Annotated in this window: 18 protein-coding genes; 15 read left to right on the forward strand and 3 right to left on the reverse strand. The window is 61.3% G+C overall.

The annotated features are described in order from the left end of the window. Positions 1 to 201: 201 nt before the first annotated feature. From gbpA to AC1RBR_RS02285, 13 genes are all read left to right on the forward strand, one after another. Entirely contained in the window at positions 202 to 1,668 is a 1,467-nt protein-coding gene (gene gbpA, locus AC1RBR_RS02225) for an N-acetylglucosamine-binding protein GbpA (protein ID WP_492562766.1), read from the forward strand. Positions 1,669 to 1,743: 75 nt separating this feature from the next. After that, positions 1,744 to 2,292: a cytochrome b gene (locus AC1RBR_RS02230; protein ID WP_492562767.1), complete on the forward strand. Its 549-nt coding sequence runs from the start codon at positions 1,744 to 1,746 to the stop codon at positions 2,290 to 2,292. A gap of 25 nt (positions 2,293 to 2,317) precedes the next feature. Next, a complete protein-coding gene (locus AC1RBR_RS02235; RefSeq protein ID WP_492562768.1) occupies positions 2,318 to 2,806 on the forward strand; it encodes a type II secretion system protein N in 489 nt (162 codons plus the stop codon). 8 nt (positions 2,807 to 2,814) lie between these two features. Continuing rightward, entirely contained in the window at positions 2,815 to 4,707 is a 1,893-nt protein-coding gene (gspD, locus tag AC1RBR_RS02240; RefSeq protein ID WP_492562770.1) for a type II secretion system secretin GspD, read from the forward strand. Beyond that, the gene (gspE, locus tag AC1RBR_RS02245) at positions 4,704 to 6,176 is read left to right on the forward strand and encodes a type II secretion system ATPase GspE (RefSeq protein WP_492562772.1); all 1,473 of its coding nucleotides are present in this window, start codon (positions 4,704 to 4,706) and stop codon (positions 6,174 to 6,176) included. The genes gspD and gspE overlap by 4 nt, the downstream gene beginning before the upstream one ends. 3 nt (positions 6,177 to 6,179) lie before the next feature. Further along, the gene (gene gspF, locus AC1RBR_RS02250; RefSeq protein ID WP_166495949.1) at positions 6,180 to 7,388 is read left to right on the forward strand and encodes a type II secretion system inner membrane protein GspF; all 1,209 of its coding nucleotides are present in this window, start codon (positions 6,180 to 6,182) and stop codon (positions 7,386 to 7,388) included. A 3-nt stretch (positions 7,389 to 7,391) separates the two neighbouring features. Next, on the forward strand, positions 7,392 to 7,850 hold the full coding sequence (gene gspG, locus AC1RBR_RS02255) for a type II secretion system major pseudopilin GspG (protein ID WP_492562774.1): 459 nt from the start codon (positions 7,392 to 7,394) through the stop codon (positions 7,848 to 7,850). Continuing rightward, positions 7,850 to 8,317: a type II secretion system minor pseudopilin GspH gene (gspH, locus tag AC1RBR_RS02260; RefSeq protein ID WP_492562776.1), complete on the forward strand. Its 468-nt coding sequence runs from the start codon at positions 7,850 to 7,852 to the stop codon at positions 8,315 to 8,317. The genes gspG and gspH overlap by 1 nt, the downstream gene beginning before the upstream one ends. Then, positions 8,310 to 8,693 (forward strand): type II secretion system minor pseudopilin GspI, encoded by a 384-nt coding sequence (gene gspI, locus AC1RBR_RS02265; protein WP_492562777.1) that lies wholly within the window; start codon positions 8,310 to 8,312, stop codon positions 8,691 to 8,693. The genes gspH and gspI overlap by 8 nt, the downstream gene beginning before the upstream one ends. Continuing rightward, the gene (gene gspJ, locus AC1RBR_RS02270; RefSeq protein WP_492562779.1) at positions 8,686 to 9,192 is read left to right on the forward strand and encodes a type II secretion system minor pseudopilin GspJ; all 507 of its coding nucleotides are present in this window, start codon (positions 8,686 to 8,688) and stop codon (positions 9,190 to 9,192) included. The genes gspI and gspJ overlap by 8 nt, the downstream gene beginning before the upstream one ends. Then, positions 9,189 to 10,037: a type II secretion system minor pseudopilin gene (locus tag AC1RBR_RS02275; protein WP_492562780.1), complete on the forward strand. Its 849-nt coding sequence runs from the start codon at positions 9,189 to 9,191 to the stop codon at positions 10,035 to 10,037. The genes gspJ and AC1RBR_RS02275 overlap by 4 nt, the downstream gene beginning before the upstream one ends. Then, a complete protein-coding gene (gene gspL, locus AC1RBR_RS02280; protein WP_492562782.1) occupies positions 10,034 to 11,128 on the forward strand; it encodes a type II secretion system protein GspL in 1,095 nt (364 codons plus the stop codon). The genes AC1RBR_RS02275 and gspL overlap by 4 nt, the downstream gene beginning before the upstream one ends. Then, complete coding sequence (locus tag AC1RBR_RS02285; protein ID WP_492562783.1) at positions 11,125 to 11,571, forward strand: type II secretion system protein M; 447 nt, start codon at positions 11,125 to 11,127, stop codon at positions 11,569 to 11,571. The genes gspL and AC1RBR_RS02285 overlap by 4 nt, the downstream gene beginning before the upstream one ends. On the opposite strand, the gene AC1RBR_RS02290 is transcribed toward AC1RBR_RS02285, so the two are convergent. Continuing rightward, positions 11,564 to 12,778, reverse strand: a complete 1,215-nt coding sequence (locus tag AC1RBR_RS02290) for an MFS transporter (protein ID WP_492567212.1) — start codon at positions 12,776 to 12,778, stop codon at positions 11,564 to 11,566. The genes AC1RBR_RS02285 and AC1RBR_RS02290 overlap by 8 nt on opposite strands. 178 nt (positions 12,779 to 12,956) lie before the next feature. Between AC1RBR_RS02290 and AC1RBR_RS02295 the strand changes: the two genes are divergently transcribed. Further along, a complete protein-coding gene (locus tag AC1RBR_RS02295) occupies positions 12,957 to 13,859 on the forward strand; it encodes a LysR family transcriptional regulator (RefSeq protein WP_095138029.1) in 903 nt (300 codons plus the stop codon). 103 nt (positions 13,860 to 13,962) lie between these two features. Here the strand turns inward: AC1RBR_RS02295 and AC1RBR_RS02300 are convergent, their stop codons facing one another. Further along, positions 13,963 to 14,400, reverse strand: coding sequence for an excinuclease (locus tag AC1RBR_RS02300; RefSeq protein ID WP_414904296.1), 438 nt, complete (start codon positions 14,398 to 14,400; stop codon positions 13,963 to 13,965). A 208-nt stretch (positions 14,401 to 14,608) separates the two neighbouring features. Here AC1RBR_RS02300 and AC1RBR_RS02305 point away from each other — a divergent pair, with 208 nt between their 5' ends. Next, positions 14,609 to 14,992, forward strand: coding sequence for a type II toxin-antitoxin system PemK/MazF family toxin (locus AC1RBR_RS02305; protein ID WP_115985328.1), 384 nt, complete (start codon positions 14,609 to 14,611; stop codon positions 14,990 to 14,992). A 213-nt stretch (positions 14,993 to 15,205) separates the two neighbouring features. On the opposite strand, the gene AC1RBR_RS02310 is transcribed toward AC1RBR_RS02305, so the two are convergent. Beyond that, on the reverse strand, positions 15,206 to 16,009 hold the full coding sequence (locus AC1RBR_RS02310; RefSeq protein WP_166495959.1) for a hypothetical protein: 804 nt from the start codon (positions 16,007 to 16,009) through the stop codon (positions 15,206 to 15,208). Positions 16,010 to 16,021: the final 12 nt, after the last annotated feature.

A 16,021-nucleotide genomic window follows, 5' to 3' on the forward strand; every position in this document is an offset into this window, starting at 1 on the left:
TTTCCTGTTGTAAGAATTCTTTCCTTAGTTGTCGGATTAATTATTGCGGAGACTATTCCTGCTGCACCCGACGATTACTCCTACATAGAACTTTTCTCTATCCACGTAAGGTTTCAGGCATGTGCTCGGCATGGCGCTGAGTGCTGTAATAGAGCCTGGCGTCGGGCCGGGCTCGCTTATTAAGATTTGCCTGGAATAACAATGAAAAAACCTACTTTTAAAAGAAGTGCGTCGACAACATATGCTTCTTCGTTGATGTTGTTATCGGCCCTGTTGGGTTCTTCGGGCGCAGCGGCCCACGGTTATGTGGAGTTTCCGCCATCGCGCGCTTTTCTCTGTCAGAAGGGGGTGAACACCGCTTGTGGTCAAGCTCAGTATGAGCCGCAAAGTGTCGGTGAAACCTTCAAGGGCTTTCCGGCAGGCGTCGGCGGCGCACCCGGGCAAGGCCCGATTGACGGCAAAATCGCCAGCGGCGGCCACGAGCTGTTTTCTCCCATGGACGTGCAGTCCGCCACCCGTTGGCAGCTCACCGAGCTCAAAGAGCGCACTCTGGATTTCCAGTGGCATTACAAAGCTCCGCACCCTGTAGAAAAACACCAATATTTCATCACCCGTAATGGCTGGAACCCGAATGAATCGCTCAAACGCGCTTCGTTCGAGAGCACGCCTTTTTGCCAGGTCGAGGGTGATTTCCAGCTCCCGGTTCCCGGCACCAAGCACCACTGCAGCATCCCCGAGGACAAAAACGGTCACCATGTAATCCTCGCAATCTGGAGCGTCGGCGATACCGCGGCGGCGTTCCACAGCGTCGCTGACGTGAACATCCTCGCAGAAGCCGTGCTGCCGGGTGGTTGGTCTGCCGTTGGCACCATTGCTGCTGCCACGCCGCTGCTGACCGGTGACAAGGTCAAGGCGCGCGCCTTCACCGCAGCGGGTGAAAGCGCGGCTTACAGCGTCGAAATCTCGATCGACAACGCTGAAGACGCCGAGCCGCAAAACTGGTCGTTCAAGCTCGCCCAGCAGATCAACCAGTCGCAGACCCTGATCCGCGCGGGTGTTCGCGATGAAAACGGCGACGTCGAAGCGATTCGTGGCACCAACACGCTGTACGCGCAAAAAGACAGCGGCGTCGTACGCTACGAAGTGCAACTGCTGATGAAAGAGGACACCGACGCGCGCATGGCGGTGACTTCGCAACAACCGGAATACGTGCTCGACAAAGGCCGAACCAAAGTCGATTTCAGCATGATGTCCAACCGCAAAATGAACGTTGAAGCCAACCTGTTCAACGACCAGAACAAGCTGGTTGGCACCACCACTGCTCAAGCCGACAGCGGTGTGACCTCGCTGGCCATGGACATTCGCAGCAACCCCGGCCCGCACACTCTGACCCTGGTGGGTACCACGCTGGATGGCCGCACCACCCGTCAGGACACCCAGCCGGTAAACGTCACGGGTGAAGGCGCGGGTGCCGATTACGACTTCCTGTTCCCTGAAGGACTGAGCGAATACACCGCCGGCACCAAGGTACTGCAAGCGAAAACCGATGAGGTGTTCGAGTGCAAACCGTTCCCGGCATCCGGCTATTGCAAGCAGTACACGCCTGAGGCGAATGCCTTTGAACCGGGCGTTGGCGAGCACTCGGATGTGGCGTGGAACAAGCTTTAAGGCCCGTTCTGCGTAATGGCGTCAGGCGGCCTGAAGGGGGCGTCTGACCGCTGGTGTTTTTCAGGGGCGATTCGAATGATGCTTCCAGTTTATTCCAAGCAACAAATGCTGCTGCATTGGGTGTCGGCAGCGGTGATCCTGTGGACGTTGGTCACCGGGTTCTATGTGGCCAACATTAACGTCGCCAATGACACCAAACAGTGGGTGGCCGGGGTCAATGTTTCGCTGACTACGCTGTTCATTCCAGTGTTTTGCTGGCGTCTGGTGTTGTTTGTCCGCCATCTGCGACATGAGCGCATGGCGCAGGTATCCCCGGGCAAAATGCTCGCCATGTTTGTCCATCGGCTGATCTATGTGCTGGTGGTGGTGGTGCTTTTGAGTGGCGTGTTGATGATGGATCGGCCGATCCCTGTATTCGGCCTGCTCGAGTTCCCTCAACCGCTGAACGATGTAGCGCTGACGGATGGCTTTTTCGTGCTGCACATCTGGGCCTGCGCCGGCCTGGCCGTACTGGTCGCCATGCATATCGGCGCGGTGATCCTGCACGAGCTGCGGGGTTATCGCGTGTTGCGGCGCATGTCGTGGCGTTCGCGCATTCGTCAGGCGTGCGGACGTTCGGGATGAGCAACCGGTGAGGATCTTTTCATCATTGAGCCTGTGGGCGCTGCCGGTCGCATGTGCCGTGTTTCTTGCGTGGCAGGAGTGGGCATTTCGCCACGCGCAACGTCTGCCGCCGCCGGTCGCTGTACCGCTGCCGGCTGCGCCCGTGCCCGGGCCGTTGAACACCACGGCGGTGGCGACGGTATTCGGCCTCGCAACGCTCACCGCACTTCAGCCAAGTGCCGAGTCGCTGACCCTGCAAGCGACGTTTGTCGCCGACAGTGGCCTGTCGAAAGCGTTGATCAGCACCGCTCAAGGGGCGCAGTTGTATCGGGTTGGCGACGACTTGCCGAGCGGCAGCGTGTTGCGTCGGGTTGAAGCGCAGCACGTGGTGTTATGGAACAAGGGCCGGGAGGAATTATTACCTTTCGCGCGCCCTGCCAGCGCATTCCTCACGCACTTGTCAGCGCCCGCCGAGGCAAAACCCGCTGAGATTTCCGCACGTTTTCTACGCCCGCTCGTCGGGCAGTCAGAGTGACCACATTGATGAACAGTTTGATTGGCGCGCAGGCCCTGCGCGTCTTGTTGGCTTGCGCCGTGCTGGCGACGCCGCTTCTCGGATACCCGGTGCACGCCGTGGAACAGCGCTGGCAGTTGGCGATGAATCAGGCCGAGTTGCGCGACATCGTCGAAGAAATCTCGGCGATCCTCGGCACCACCGTGGTGCTCGACCCGCGCGTGTCGGGCCGCGTCACCGTCATGTCCCGTCAGGCGCTGGATCGCGAAGGCGTACGGCGCTTGTTCTACTCGGTGCTGGACGCGCACAACTTCACCGTGATCGATGAGGGCGACCGCATCCTGATCACCCCGGTGGCTGACGTGAAAACCCGCGCCAGCCAATCTGCCGATACGCAAGCGACTCCGGCGCAATTCATTACCAGGGTCATTGAACTGAACACCAGCAGCGCTGCCGATCTGGCCGCGCTGCTCCGGCCATTGGTATCTGCCAACGGCTACTTCGGTCCGTCAGTGTCGGCCAACGCCCTGGTGATCACCGACACTCAGGCCAACGTTGAGCGCATCGCCCGCGTGGTGCGCCAACTCGACGCCGGGCAGCAAGATCAGCACGCCGTGGTGCCGCTGCGCTTCGCCCAGGCCAGTGATGTTGCCACCGTCATCGAGTCTTCTCTGGGCAAGCACAATGCCGACTCGCCGATTCAGGTGCTGGCCGATGTCAGAACCAATCGACTGATTGTCATTGGCCCCGTTGTCGTACGTCAGCGTCTGACCGAGCTGATTCGCCAGCTCGATGTTCCGGCCACCGCCAGTCTCGACACTGCGCGGGTGATTCGTTTGCGCCACAGCGATGCCAGGCAATTGGCAGAAGTGCTGGAGAGCATGGGCCAGAATCGCAAGCAGCCAGTGGCCCTCGGCAGCGGCAAGGACGCGGCCGTGGCGACGCCGTTCATGCTCAAGGCCGACGAGAGCCAGAATGCGTTGGTGCTGATTGCCGATCCGGCTCAGGTCAGAACCATTGAAAATATCGTTCGCGAGCTGGATCAGCCTCGCGCGCAAGTGCTGATCCACGCCGCCATCGTGGAAATTTCCGGCGATATCGCTGACGCCGTGGGCGTGCAGTGGGGCTTGAGCACCGGTGACGCCAAGGGCTTTATCAACTTTCCCGGTACCGACATTCCCATCGTCGGCGGGCTGACGTTCGACGAGAAAATATCGGCGCCCGACGGCGCGATTCTGCAATTGGGCAGCGACCGTTTCGGCGCGTTGATTTCGGCCCTGGCGAGCAATACGCGGAGCAATCTGCTGTCCACGCCGAGCCTGCTGACCCTGGACAATCAGCAAGCGGAAATCATCGTCGGGCAGAACGTGCCGTTCAAGACCGGTTCGTACTCCACCAACAGCAGCGGTGCAGAGAATCCTTTCACCACGGTCGAGCGCAAGGATGTCGGCATCAGCCTGAAGATCAAACCCTACATCAACGAAGGCTCGACCCTGCGCCTGGAAGTCGAGCAGGAAGTCTCGGACATCGCGCCCTCGGTGTCGGGGATTGATTCCTCGGATCTGATCACCAACAAACGTGCCCTGAAAAGCACGATTCTTGCGGACGACGGCGAGATCATTGTGATCGGTGGGCTGATCCGCGACAGCGTGCGCACGCAGAAAAGCGGTGTGCCGTTGCTGCGCGACATTCCCTATCTCGGCGCGTTGTTTCGCTGGAGCCGCGACACCCAGACCAAAAGCAATCTGATGGTGTTTCTGCGTCCGACCATCGTGCGCAGTCGCGAGGATCTCTCCGGCATCAGCCAGCAGCGTTACGACACCTTGCGTGATCTGAGCCAGCCCAAAGCCGGGGAGAGCAACTCGCTGTTGCTACCGGCCGAGGCGCGACATTTGTTTGAGCCGGCAACGGTGGCGCCATGAGTGCCGCGCTGGAAGTCCTGCCGTTCGGCTTCGCCCGGCGGTTTGGCGTGATGCTGCACGGCACGGGCACGCAAGCCCGTCTGCTCATTCGCGGCGACACGTCGCTGACGGCGCTCGCCGAAGTGCGCCGGTTGTGCGCCCGCGAGTTGTCGATCGAGGTGCTTGCGCCGGAGCTGTTCGCTGAGCGACTGGCCGCGACCTATCGTGAAGGCCAGAGCGCCGCGCAACAGGTCGCGCAAGGGCTGGACGATGAACTTGATCTGCTCAGCCTCGCCGAGCAAGTGCCGCAGACCGCAGACCTGCTGGAGCAACAAGGCGATGCACCGGTGATTCGCCTGATCAATGCGCTGCTCAGCGAAGCGGTGCGCGCGCAGGCCTCGGACGTGCATCTGGAAACCTTCGAGCAATACCTTTCGGTGCGTATGCGCGTCGACGGCCAGTTGCGCGAAATGCTCAGGCCAAGGCGCGAACTGGCAACGTTGCTGGTGTCGCGGATCAAGGTCATGGCGCGGCTGGATATCGCGGAAAAACGTGTGCCGCAGGATGGCCGGATTGCCCTGCGTCTGGCCGGCCACGAAGTCGATGTGCGGGTCTCGACGCTGCCGTCGGCGCACGGTGAACGCGTGGTGCTGCGCCTGCTCGACAAACAGGCCGGACGCCTGGAACTGCAAAGTCTGGGCATGCCGGATGACACCCTCGCCACGCTGCAACGACTGCTCGCCAGACCTCATGGCATTTTGTTGGTCACCGGGCCGACCGGCTCCGGCAAAACCACCAGCCTGTATGCCGCGTTGAGCAGCCTGAATGATCCGTCGCGCAACATTCTCACGGTCGAGGACCCGATTGAATATCACCTGCCGGGGATCGGCCAGATGCCGGTCAATCCGAAAGTCGAGATGACCTTTGCACGCGGTTTGCGCGCCATTCTGCGTCAGGATCCGGACGTGGTGATGGTCGGTGAAATCCGTGATCGCGAGACGGCGCAGATCGCCGTCCAGGCTTCGTTGACCGGACATCTGGTGTTGTCGACATTGCACACCAATCACGCCGTCGGCGCGGTGACGCGCCTGGTCGACATGGGCGTGGATGCGTATTTGCTGGCCTCGTCGCTGGTCGGTGTTCTCGCGCAACGCTTGTTGCGCACGCTGTGTGTGCACTGCAAGACAGCGTATGTCGCCGATGCGGCGACCTGCCAGCGGTTGGGGCTTGAGCCCTTGGCGGCGCCGCCACTGTTTCGTGCGCAGGGCTGTGAGCATTGTCAGCATGGCTATCGGGGACGCATTGGCATCTACGAATTGATCAGCATCACCGATGCGGTTGCCGCGCTGATTCATCAGGGAGCCAGTGAGCGCGAACTGACCGACGCCACGCGTAAGGAGTCGCGAAGTCTGTTTCAGGCTGCTCGACAACGGGTGCTCGATGGCGTCACCAGCGTCGATGAGTGGCTGCGCGTGACGCAGGAGGACTAGCCGATGCCGACCTTCGATTACCGCGCCGACAACGCTCAGGGTCATCGCTGCCGTGGCCAACTCGAAGCGGAGAATTCCCGGCATGCGCGACAGCAGTTGCGTGAGCGTGGGCTGTGGCCATTACAGCTCAAGGAACTGCGCGGCCATGGCGACGGCCACGGAGCATGGCGCGCCGGCCGCCTGAGCGCTGGCGATCTGGCACTGCTGACGCTGCAATTGTCGACGCTGGTGCAGGCCGGTCTGCCGCTGGAGGAAGCGCTGGAAGTGGTCGCCCGTCAAACCGCCAGGCGACGCGTGGCCGGACTGCTGTGGGCAGTGCGCGGACGAGTCATGGAAGGGCATGCGCTGGCCGTCGCGTTAGGCCGCTTTCCGGCGGCTTTTCCCGAGTTGTACCGGGCCACTGTGGCGGCGGGTGAACGCTCCGGTCATCTCGGGCATGTGCTTGAACAACTGGCCGCTTACACCCAGGCGCGGCAGGCATCGCGGCAAAGGATCCAGATGGCACTGATCTATCCGGCGATTCTGATGTTCGCGAGCGTGGTCATCGTCGCTTTTCTGCTGGGCTATGTGGTGCCGGACGTCGTGAAAATTTTCATCGACAGCGGCCAGCCGCTGCCATGGCTGACCCGCGCTCTGATCAGTCTCAGCGACGGTGTACGCCAGACTGGTCTGCTGTTTGTGGGCGGTGGTCTGGCGCTGCTTGGCAGCTGGCGCTGGAGTTTGCGTCAGCCCATCTGGCGGCTGCGCTGGCATGCGCTGGTGTTGAACATTCCGCTGATCGGCGCGTTGCTGCGTGCCATGGAAGCGGCGCGGTTTGCCAGCACGTTGGCGATTCTGGGCAAGAGCGCGGTGCCCTTGGTCGATGCGCTGGAAATCGCCGCTGCCGTCATCGGTAACCGGACCATTCGTGCACGCATGAGCGCGGTCGCGCGCGCGGTGCGCGAAGGCTCGACCCTGACCCGCAGCCTGGAACGTAGCGGCGATATCCCGCCGATGATGCTGCACATGATTGCCAGCGGTGAGCGCGCCGGTGAACTCGACGCGATGCTCGGCCGTGCCGCCGAACAACAGGAAGCCAGCCTCGCCGCACGCATCGCGTTGATGGTGAGTCTGTTCGAGCCGGCGATGCTGCTGGTGATGGGCACTGTGGTGTTGCTGATCGTCCTGGCCATCCTTCTTCCGATCCTCAGTCTCAACCAATTGGTGAATTGATCCATGGCTCTTCTGCACAGAAACACAGCGGCCGCGCAGCGCGGTTTCACCCTGATCGAAATCATGGTCGTGGTGGTCATCATCGGCATTCTCGGCGCGATCGTCGTGCCGCAATTCATGAGCCGGCCGGATCAGGCGAAGACCACCGCGGCGAAGATCGACATTCAGGCAATTGCCACGGCGCTGGAGATGTATCGGCTGGACAACGCGCGTTACCCCACCACGCAGCAGGGCCTGGAAGCGCTGGTTAAACGCCCGACCGGCACACCGGTGGCGCGCAACTGGAACCCTGCTGGTTACCTGAAAAGTCTGGCGCGTGATCCGTGGGGCACGCCGTATCAATACCTCAACCCTGGCACGCGCTCAGTGGGCGGCGGTTACGACTTGTATTCGCTGGGCTCCGATGGCGCCAGTGGCGGGGAAGGTCACGCCGCCGACATCGGCAACTGGACCGTCGACTGATGCGCCAGCGTTGCCGGGGTTTCACCTTGCTGGAATTGATGGTGGTCATGGTGCTGATCGGCATGCTGCTGGGCATGGTCAGCCTGGTCGGCGGGAATAATTCGGCGCAAGTGGCGCGACAGGAGGCGAGCCGGATTGCGCGGATGATCGAGCAGTTTCGCGAACGCGCGGTGCTTGAGGGACGGGAATTTGGCGTGGGTTTCAGCCTTGAGGGCTATCGCGTTCTGCAGCTCGACGCGCAAGGCTGGCAGCCGTTGACGGCCCTGCAGCAATGGCCGGCGGATCTGCATGCGCAGCTTGTGCTGGATGGTCTGCCGGTGCGTTTGCTGAACAGCGCACCGGCCCCGCAATTATTGATGCTCAGCAGTGATGAAATCAGCGCATTCAGCTTGTTGCTGGCAAGTCGCGAGCGGGTCTGGGCCGGTCTGGCGTCGGATGGCTTGAGTGAGGTAACGCTGGATGAATAAGCGAGCGATCGTCAGGCGGATGCAAGGTTTCACGTTGCTGGAAGTCATGGTGGCGCTGGCAATTTTTGCGGTGCTGGCGGCGTCCCTGTTATCGGCAAGCCGTTACGTGGTGCAGCAGAGCGGTGCGGCTGAGCAGCGGCTGTTTGCAGCATGGCTGGCGGATAACCGGCTCAGCGAACTGCGCCTGCAGAGCGCCTGGGTCAGCGGCCAACAGCAGCAGATCGTGCGCATGGATCGTCGTGACTGGCGCCTGCGCCAGCACTTGCGCGAAGTCGATACAGCGGGGCAGTTTTCGGTGGAGCTGGAAGTCAGTCTGGCCGACAGCGATCAGCCGCTCTATCGAACAATGTCTCGGTTGCACAGTCGTCATGACTGACCAACGCGGTTTCACCTTGCTGGAACTGATCATCGCGCTGGCGATTTTCGCCGTGCTTGGTCTTGCCAGTTGGGGCTTGTTTGACAGCGTGCTGCGCGTGCAGCAAGCGACGGCCGACCACGAGCGCGGGTTCAGAAGTCTGCAACGGGCGGTGGCGGCGATCGAGCGTGACCTGTTGCAGGTCACCGGGCAGCCCCTGGTCTTGAATGCCGGGCAGCTGCATGTGCAACGCAGCAACTGGCGCAATCCGCTGGATCAACCGCGTAGCGAACGCCAGGAACTGACCTATCGCCTGCACGACGGCGTGCTGTGGCGTGAAAGCCGCGCTGAGGGGGCGCTGACTGTCCAGCGGCAGAAACTGCTGGATGAGGTGATTGATCTGCGATGGCGAATGATCGAGGCCTCTGCGGGTACACCTTTGGCGCTGGAGCTGCAGGTGTCGACTCGGCGCTATGAGGCGATTCGCCGGGTGTGGTTGTTGCCGGGAGCCTTGTCATGAAGCGCCGGCAGCAAGGGCTGGCGCTGATCAGCGTGATGTTGGTATTGAGCCTGGCCTTGCTGATCACCACTGGCCTGTTGCGCAGCCACCGACTGTCTTTGCAGAGCAGCGCGCAGCAGCTGCAGACCCTGCACCTGCGCCAATTGGCAGAGGCCGGAGAAGCCTGGGCGCTGCGGCGTTTGCATCGGGCTGTGGTGAGTCAGCAAAGCCACGCCGAGATGCTTCGCGACTGGCCCCGAATCATTCCCGGACTCGATAGCGATCAGGCGCAGGTCGAGGTGCAAATCGAGGACCTGTCGGCGCGGTTCAATCTCAACGCATTGCTGCGCCAGGGCCAGATCGAGGTGGTGACGCTGGAGCGCTGGGCGAGGCTGCTCGAATTGCTGGAGCTGCCCGCGCTGCAACCGAGTCAGGTCGGCGCATTGTCCGAAGTGAGCCAGTTGCGTCTACTGCCGGGTTTTGATGCGACCACGCTGCGCCGCCTGGAACCGTGGGTAGCGCTGCTGCCCACGGATGCGACGCTGAATATCAACACCGCACCGGCGCTGTTGCTGCGCGTGCTGGAAATCGAGTCCGCCACCGCCGATGCGCTGGTTCGCCAGCGCTCGGCGCAGCCTTGGCTCGCTGTTCAAGCATTCGGCACCGATCCACTGATTGCCGATGCCGGGGTCAACACGCATGGCCTCGGTGTCGACAGCCGCTGGCACCGCCTGACTGTGCGCGTCGTGCAAGACCAGCAGGTGCTGACGCTGAGCACCGACGTCGAGTACATCGCTAAAACAGCCCGACTGACAGCCCTGCAACGCCGTTTACTTCCCTCCCGCGGCAACGAGATAACGCAATGAAAAACTGGCTTTACCCGACCGCCGAAGGGCTTGCGGACATGTCGTCCGACTGGCCTTGTTGTCTCTGGTCGCACACCGGCGAGCGGTTAACAATGCCGCTGCATCAAGCGGCCCAAGTGCTGCACGGGCAAAAAATCGACTTGTTACTGCCCATCGAATCCTGCAGTTGGTTGCGCAGTGAACCCTGGCCCGGCCGCCGTGCGCCCGCCGCGCAGGCCCTCGCGTTTGCAGTGGAAGAGCAGCTTGGCGAAGCGCTGGACAAGGTGCACTTGAGCGTCGGTCAAGCGGATGCCGAGCGACGTTATCCGCTGATCGTCATCGCTCGTGAGCGCTTGGCGGCGGTGTTGTCGCTGCTCACCGAAAATGGCCTGCAGGTGCGCTCGGTGTTCGTTGATGCCGATTTGCTGCCCACGGATCAGCCGATCGCTACCCGATGGTTCGGGCGATGGCTATTGGGTGGAGCGTTGCCGGCCCGGCTCGCGTTGACGGAGGAAGGTTTGCTGGCGCTGAAGAGTGTGTTGCCCGAGGACATGCTCTGGCGTGATGAGCCGGATGAACAGGCATGGCTGACGGAGGGTTTTCGTCAGGCGATCAACCTGCGACATGGCGAATTTGCTCCCCGAAACTCACCGCTGCCGTGGCGTGCCTTATCGGCGGTGGTGCTGATCCTGTTGTTGCTGGGCGCGGGCGCCAGTGAAACGCGGATACGTTTCCTCGATGGCGAAACACGGCGCCTGGCGCAGATCAATGACCAGCGCTTCAAAACGCTGTATCCACAACACGCGCAAATCGTTGGCCTGACCGCGCAGATCGAGGCGATTCAGAGTGTGCCTGCGCAGTCGCGCGATACCCGCATTGCAGCGCTGGTCAGGTTGGTCGAACAAGTGATTGGCGCCAGTCAGGTTGAGGTCAGGCGCATTGAATATGAGCAAGCCAATGGCTGGAAAGTGCAACTGACGGCAAACAGCTTTGCCGAGCTTGAGCGCCTGCGTGAGCGCGGTCGCCAGCAAGGTTTGACGATCAGGATCGATGGCGCCAGCAAGATGGTCGACCGGGTGACGGCAACGCTGACCTGGGAGGATGACGTATGAACACCGACGTTCACATCAAGCGATGGCGACGCCTCTCGCAGCGTGAGCGTGGCCTGCTTGTGCTGCTGATCGCCGGGCTGCTCGGCGGCGCGCTATTTTTTTGCTTCTGGCAACCGGCGATGCAACGGCTGGACGCGGCCGAGCATCGGTATCGCCAGCAACAGCATTTCGCCGTGCAGCTGGAGCGCGCTCAACCGCAGAGCCGATCGTTGTCCGATGCCAGGCAGCCGTTGTCCTTGCGGATCAGCGAGAGCCTCGTTACGGCAGGGCTTGAGGTGCAGCAGATGGACAGCGATAACGAGCAGATTCGCCTGACCCTCAGCGGCCAGCCCGAGCCACTGCTGCGCTGGCTGGACAGGCTTGAGCGGGACGACGTCTTGTTGCAGTCACTGACGCTGGAGCCGCGCGACACGCTGATCGAGGCGCGGCTGCAGCTCAGATAGTCGAGCCGGTCAGAGGTGGCAACTTCGCCAGTTTCAACGCCACCAGCAGTGCCACCAGCAACAGCGCACCAATGAACAGGCCAATCCCGTTCCAGCCTCCCAAGTGCCAGAACACCCCGCCCGCCGTCCCGGCGATGCTGGAGCCTGCGTAGTAGCTGAACAGGTACAGCGAAGACGCCTGGCCCTTGGCCTTGATAGCGCGCCGGCCGATCCAGCTGCTTGCCACCGAGTGCGCACCGAAGAAGCCGAAGGTGAAGATCAACATGCCGACGATCACCAGCAACAGCGGCGTGAACATAGTCAGTGCAAGGCCGGCGAACATCAGTGCGATGGTTGCCCACAGCACTTTGCGCCGCCCCAGTTTGTCCGCCAGCGAACCAATCTTCGCCGAGCTGTAGATGCCCGACAGGTACACCACCGACAGCAAACCGACGAACACCTGATCGAGGTTGTACGGCGCGGCGAGCAGACGATAGCCGATATAGTTGAACAGAGTGACGAAGGCGCCCATCAGCACGAACGCTTCAATAAACAGCAGCGGCAGGCCGGCGTCGCGAAAGTGCATGGTGAAGCCATCGAGCAGGCTGCGAGGGTGCAGCGAGCGTGAGCGGAAGTTGCGCGATTCGGGGAGGATTTTCCAGAACACCGCCGCCGCGACCAGTGCCAGGCCGCCGATCACCAGCATCGCCGTGTGCCAGCTGACAAAATCGATCAACACCCCGGTGATCAACCGCCCGCTCATCCCGCCAATCGCGTTGCCACCGATGTACAGGCCCATCGCCAGACCGATGTGCTGCGGATGGATTTCCTCGCTCAGGTAAGTCATCGCCACGGCCGCCAGGCCGCTCAGCGACAGCCCGATCAGCGCGCGCATGATCAGCACGCCCTGCCAGCTCGGCATCATCGAGCTGGCGATGGTGCACAGCGCGGCGGCGAACAACGCTGCGACCATCACCGGCTTGCGTCCGACCCGGTCGGAAATCGGCCCGGTGATCAGTAGTCCGATGGCGAGCATGCCGGTCGCCACCGACAGAATCAGGCTGCTCTGCGCCGCGTTGATTCCATACTCGTTGGACAGCAGCGGCATCATCGGTTGCACGCAATACAGCAGGGCAAAGGTCGCAAAGCCGCCGCTGAACAGCGCGAGCACCGTGCGCATGAACATCGGCGTGCCTTTTTCGATGTAGATCTCCTGCAGCTCGGCGATGACATCGTCCGCCGCGGCAGGCGGAACTTCATGGGCAAGAGGGGCGGCGGCGGTTTTCACATCAGACCTCGGAGAGCACGGCCAGGCAGGCAATGAAAAAATCATATAGCTGGCTAATGTTTCTATCCAATATATTGTTCGACCTGTTTGATAGCTTTAACGACCTAATGGGGTTTCCATGGAATTGCGTCATCTGCGCTACTTCATCGCCGTCGCCGAAGAACTGCATTTCGGCCGCGCCGCACAGGTGCTGGGTATTTCCCAGCCACCGCTGAGTCAGCAGATTCAGGCGCTGGAGCAAGAGGTCGGCGCGCGGTTGTTCGAACGCACCAATCGTCGGGTCGAGCTGAGTGAGGCTGGCCGATTGTTTCTGGAGGAGGCGCGACTGGTGCTGGCGCAGGTCGACAAAGCGGCGGACGTCGCCCGGCGTGCGCAACTCGGCGAACTGGGCGAATTGAAGATAGGCTTCACCTCGTCGGCGCCGTTCAACTCGACCATTCCCCAAGCGATTTTTTCTTTTCGCCAGCGCTTCCCGGCAGTGCACCTGAACCTGCGGGAGATGAGCAGCACCATGGTCGCGGATGCGCTGGTGGATCAGTCGATCGAAGTCGGGATCATGCGCCCGCTGGGCCTGCCGGATTCGCTGAGTGTGGTCGAGCTGATGCGTGAGCCGCTGGTGGCGGTGCTCGGCTCCAAACATCCGTTGGCGCAAGGCAGCGAGGAAGGCCTGTTCCTCTCGGCGCTGGCGCTGGAGCCGTTTGTGTTCTTTCCACGCAGCTACGGCAGCGGGCTGTATGCGCAACTACTCAGTCTGGCCCGCGATGCCGGGTTCAGCCCGCACTTCGCCCAAGAGGCCGGGGAAGCGATGACCATCATCGGACTGGTCGCAGCGGGGCTGGGGGTTTCGGTGTTGCCGGCGTCTTATCAGCGGATGCGCATTGACGGTGTGGTCTATCGACCACTGCTTGATCCGGAGGCGGTGTCGGCGGTGTGGCTGGTGCAGCGCAAGGATCAGAAATCGCCGATGGCCAAGGCATTTGTCGAACTGCTTACACGCAAGGTCGAACCTTCATCAGTGTGATGCCTGCCGGCCTCTTCGCGAGCAAGCCCGCTCCCACCCTGGAATACGTTCCCCTGTGGGAGCGGGCTTGCTCGCGAAGGCGCCCGCCCAAACACCACACCTCTCAGGGCAACCGCACCAGATCCCCCTTCAACGCCACCCGCGTCACAAACACTCCCGCACGGCACTCATAGGTATTCAAATCCTTGCGCACATGCTGGTCGTAATAACTGACGATGTTGACCACCGCATTCGCCCCGACCCGTTTGGCATCGGCCTGCAACTTGATCAGGTTCGACTGCAGCACCCACTCGCAGGAGTCGTGATCGCTCTTGTTGAAACCGTTGGTGCGCAAATCACTGACCACATCCCGGCGTAACAACTGCTGCGTGCCCTGCGGCCCGTTGCCGATCAGATAGAACTTCACACTGCCATCCAGCCGCCCGGCGCGAATCGCATCCGAGAGCACGGTTTCGAACGGCATGTACATCAGGTTGGTGGCGTGGCTGGCGCCGGGCAATAGCCCGAGGAGTGCGGCGGCGATCAGGGCTTTCACTTGCATGGTCATCTCCTTGACGGTGAAAGAGAACCGCGAGTGCTCGAACAACGGGCTCGCCGTTCTGGCTGGCGATGGTTGAGACCCGCAGGATGAGTGTAGTTGTCGTTCAGGTGATGAGAGGAGTCAGCCCTTTACATTTCTGGTAACGGAACTGCTTTAGGGAAAGTTGCGGTAAATGCGCAAAATCAGTTCTTTTTAGTGAGTGCCATGGATGCCACTTCTCTATCAGCCCAAGGAGGGCAGTGTTCTGATCTGTGATTTCAGAGGTTTTGAAGTACCGGAGATGGTCAAAATCAGGCCCGTGGTGGTGATACGCAAGCACCGATCCAACAGTTTGTTGGTGACTGTGGTGCCATTGAGTACAACTGCGCCGGATTGTGTGCTGGAGCATCATCTGGAGCTCGCCAGCCATCTTCAAGGTGCCAGTTCAACCTGCTGGGCAAAATGCGACATGGTAGCGACGGTCAGTCTTGCGCGACTGGACAGGATCAGAAGTAAAGACCGTCACGGAAAGCGTGTTTACCTGATTTCACATCTTGCAACAGACGAGTTTTACGCCATCAAGACTGCGGTTAGAAAGGCCTTGGGCGTGTAGTAGCCGTTGAGAGGGTGCATCGAAGCCAATTGCCATCCATTGCTGGTAATGACATTTCGGGCAATACTGCCGGCGTTCCCGAAAGGGGCTTGTGAGACTCTGAGGATCCTGGGCAACCAGCCATCACAGAGCCAGACAGGTGGAAGGGCGATGACAAGCCAACCTGTTTGTGAAAGGGCGCCGTAAGGCGCCCTTTGTCGTTTCTACTGTCAATCAATCGACGTGGGCCAAATCCCCACGCAACGCCACGCTCGACACCACCAGGCCCGCACGGCACTGGAATTTCTCGGTGTCTTTGTAGAGGTCGCGCTGGTCGACGCTGGCGATGTTGATCACGGCGTTGGCGTCGGCTTTTTTCGCGGCGTTCTGCAGGGTCGCGAGGGCCGATTGCAGGGCCCAGAAGCAGGCGTCGGTGTCGGATTTGTTCGAGCCGTTGGTTTTGCGGCTGCTGCTCACGGTGTCGAGTTTGCGCACCTGTTTTGGCAGGGTTTCGCCGGCCAGGTAGAACTTCACGCTGCCGTCCAGCAGGCCGGCGTCGGTGGCGCGTTTGACGCCCTCGCGAAAGCTCAGGTAGGTCGGTTCGTCGGCGCCTTGCTTGACGATGCCCAGGTCGTTGACGAACTCGATGTCCGGGTTGATCGACAGTTCCTTGAGCACGTTGTCGCGCAGGCGGTTGACCCAGCGGTTGTAGTTGCCGTGGATCTTGCCGTCCTTGGCGTCGAGGCCGTAGCTGCTGCGGTAGTCGATTTCAAACGAGGTCGGGCTGAACGGGATGTCGACTTCGGCGTGATGACGGCCGCGTACGGTAATCGCCGCTTTGATCATGCCCGGGCGCACCGACTGCACCACCCACTGGCGATCGTTGAGCGCGGTGACGATGGCGCGGCTCATCTGCGCCTGGGTGAAGCCGAGGTTGGGCGAGAACTCTTCCTTGGCGTTGTAAACCGGTTTGCTGGTGCAACCGCCGAGCACAAAGGCCAGGGCCAGCAGGGCGGCGATGCGGTGAAACTGAGTCATTCCCTTCACTCC

It is taken from the genome of Pseudomonas sp. GW823-FHT01D03, from assembly GCF_058798255.1.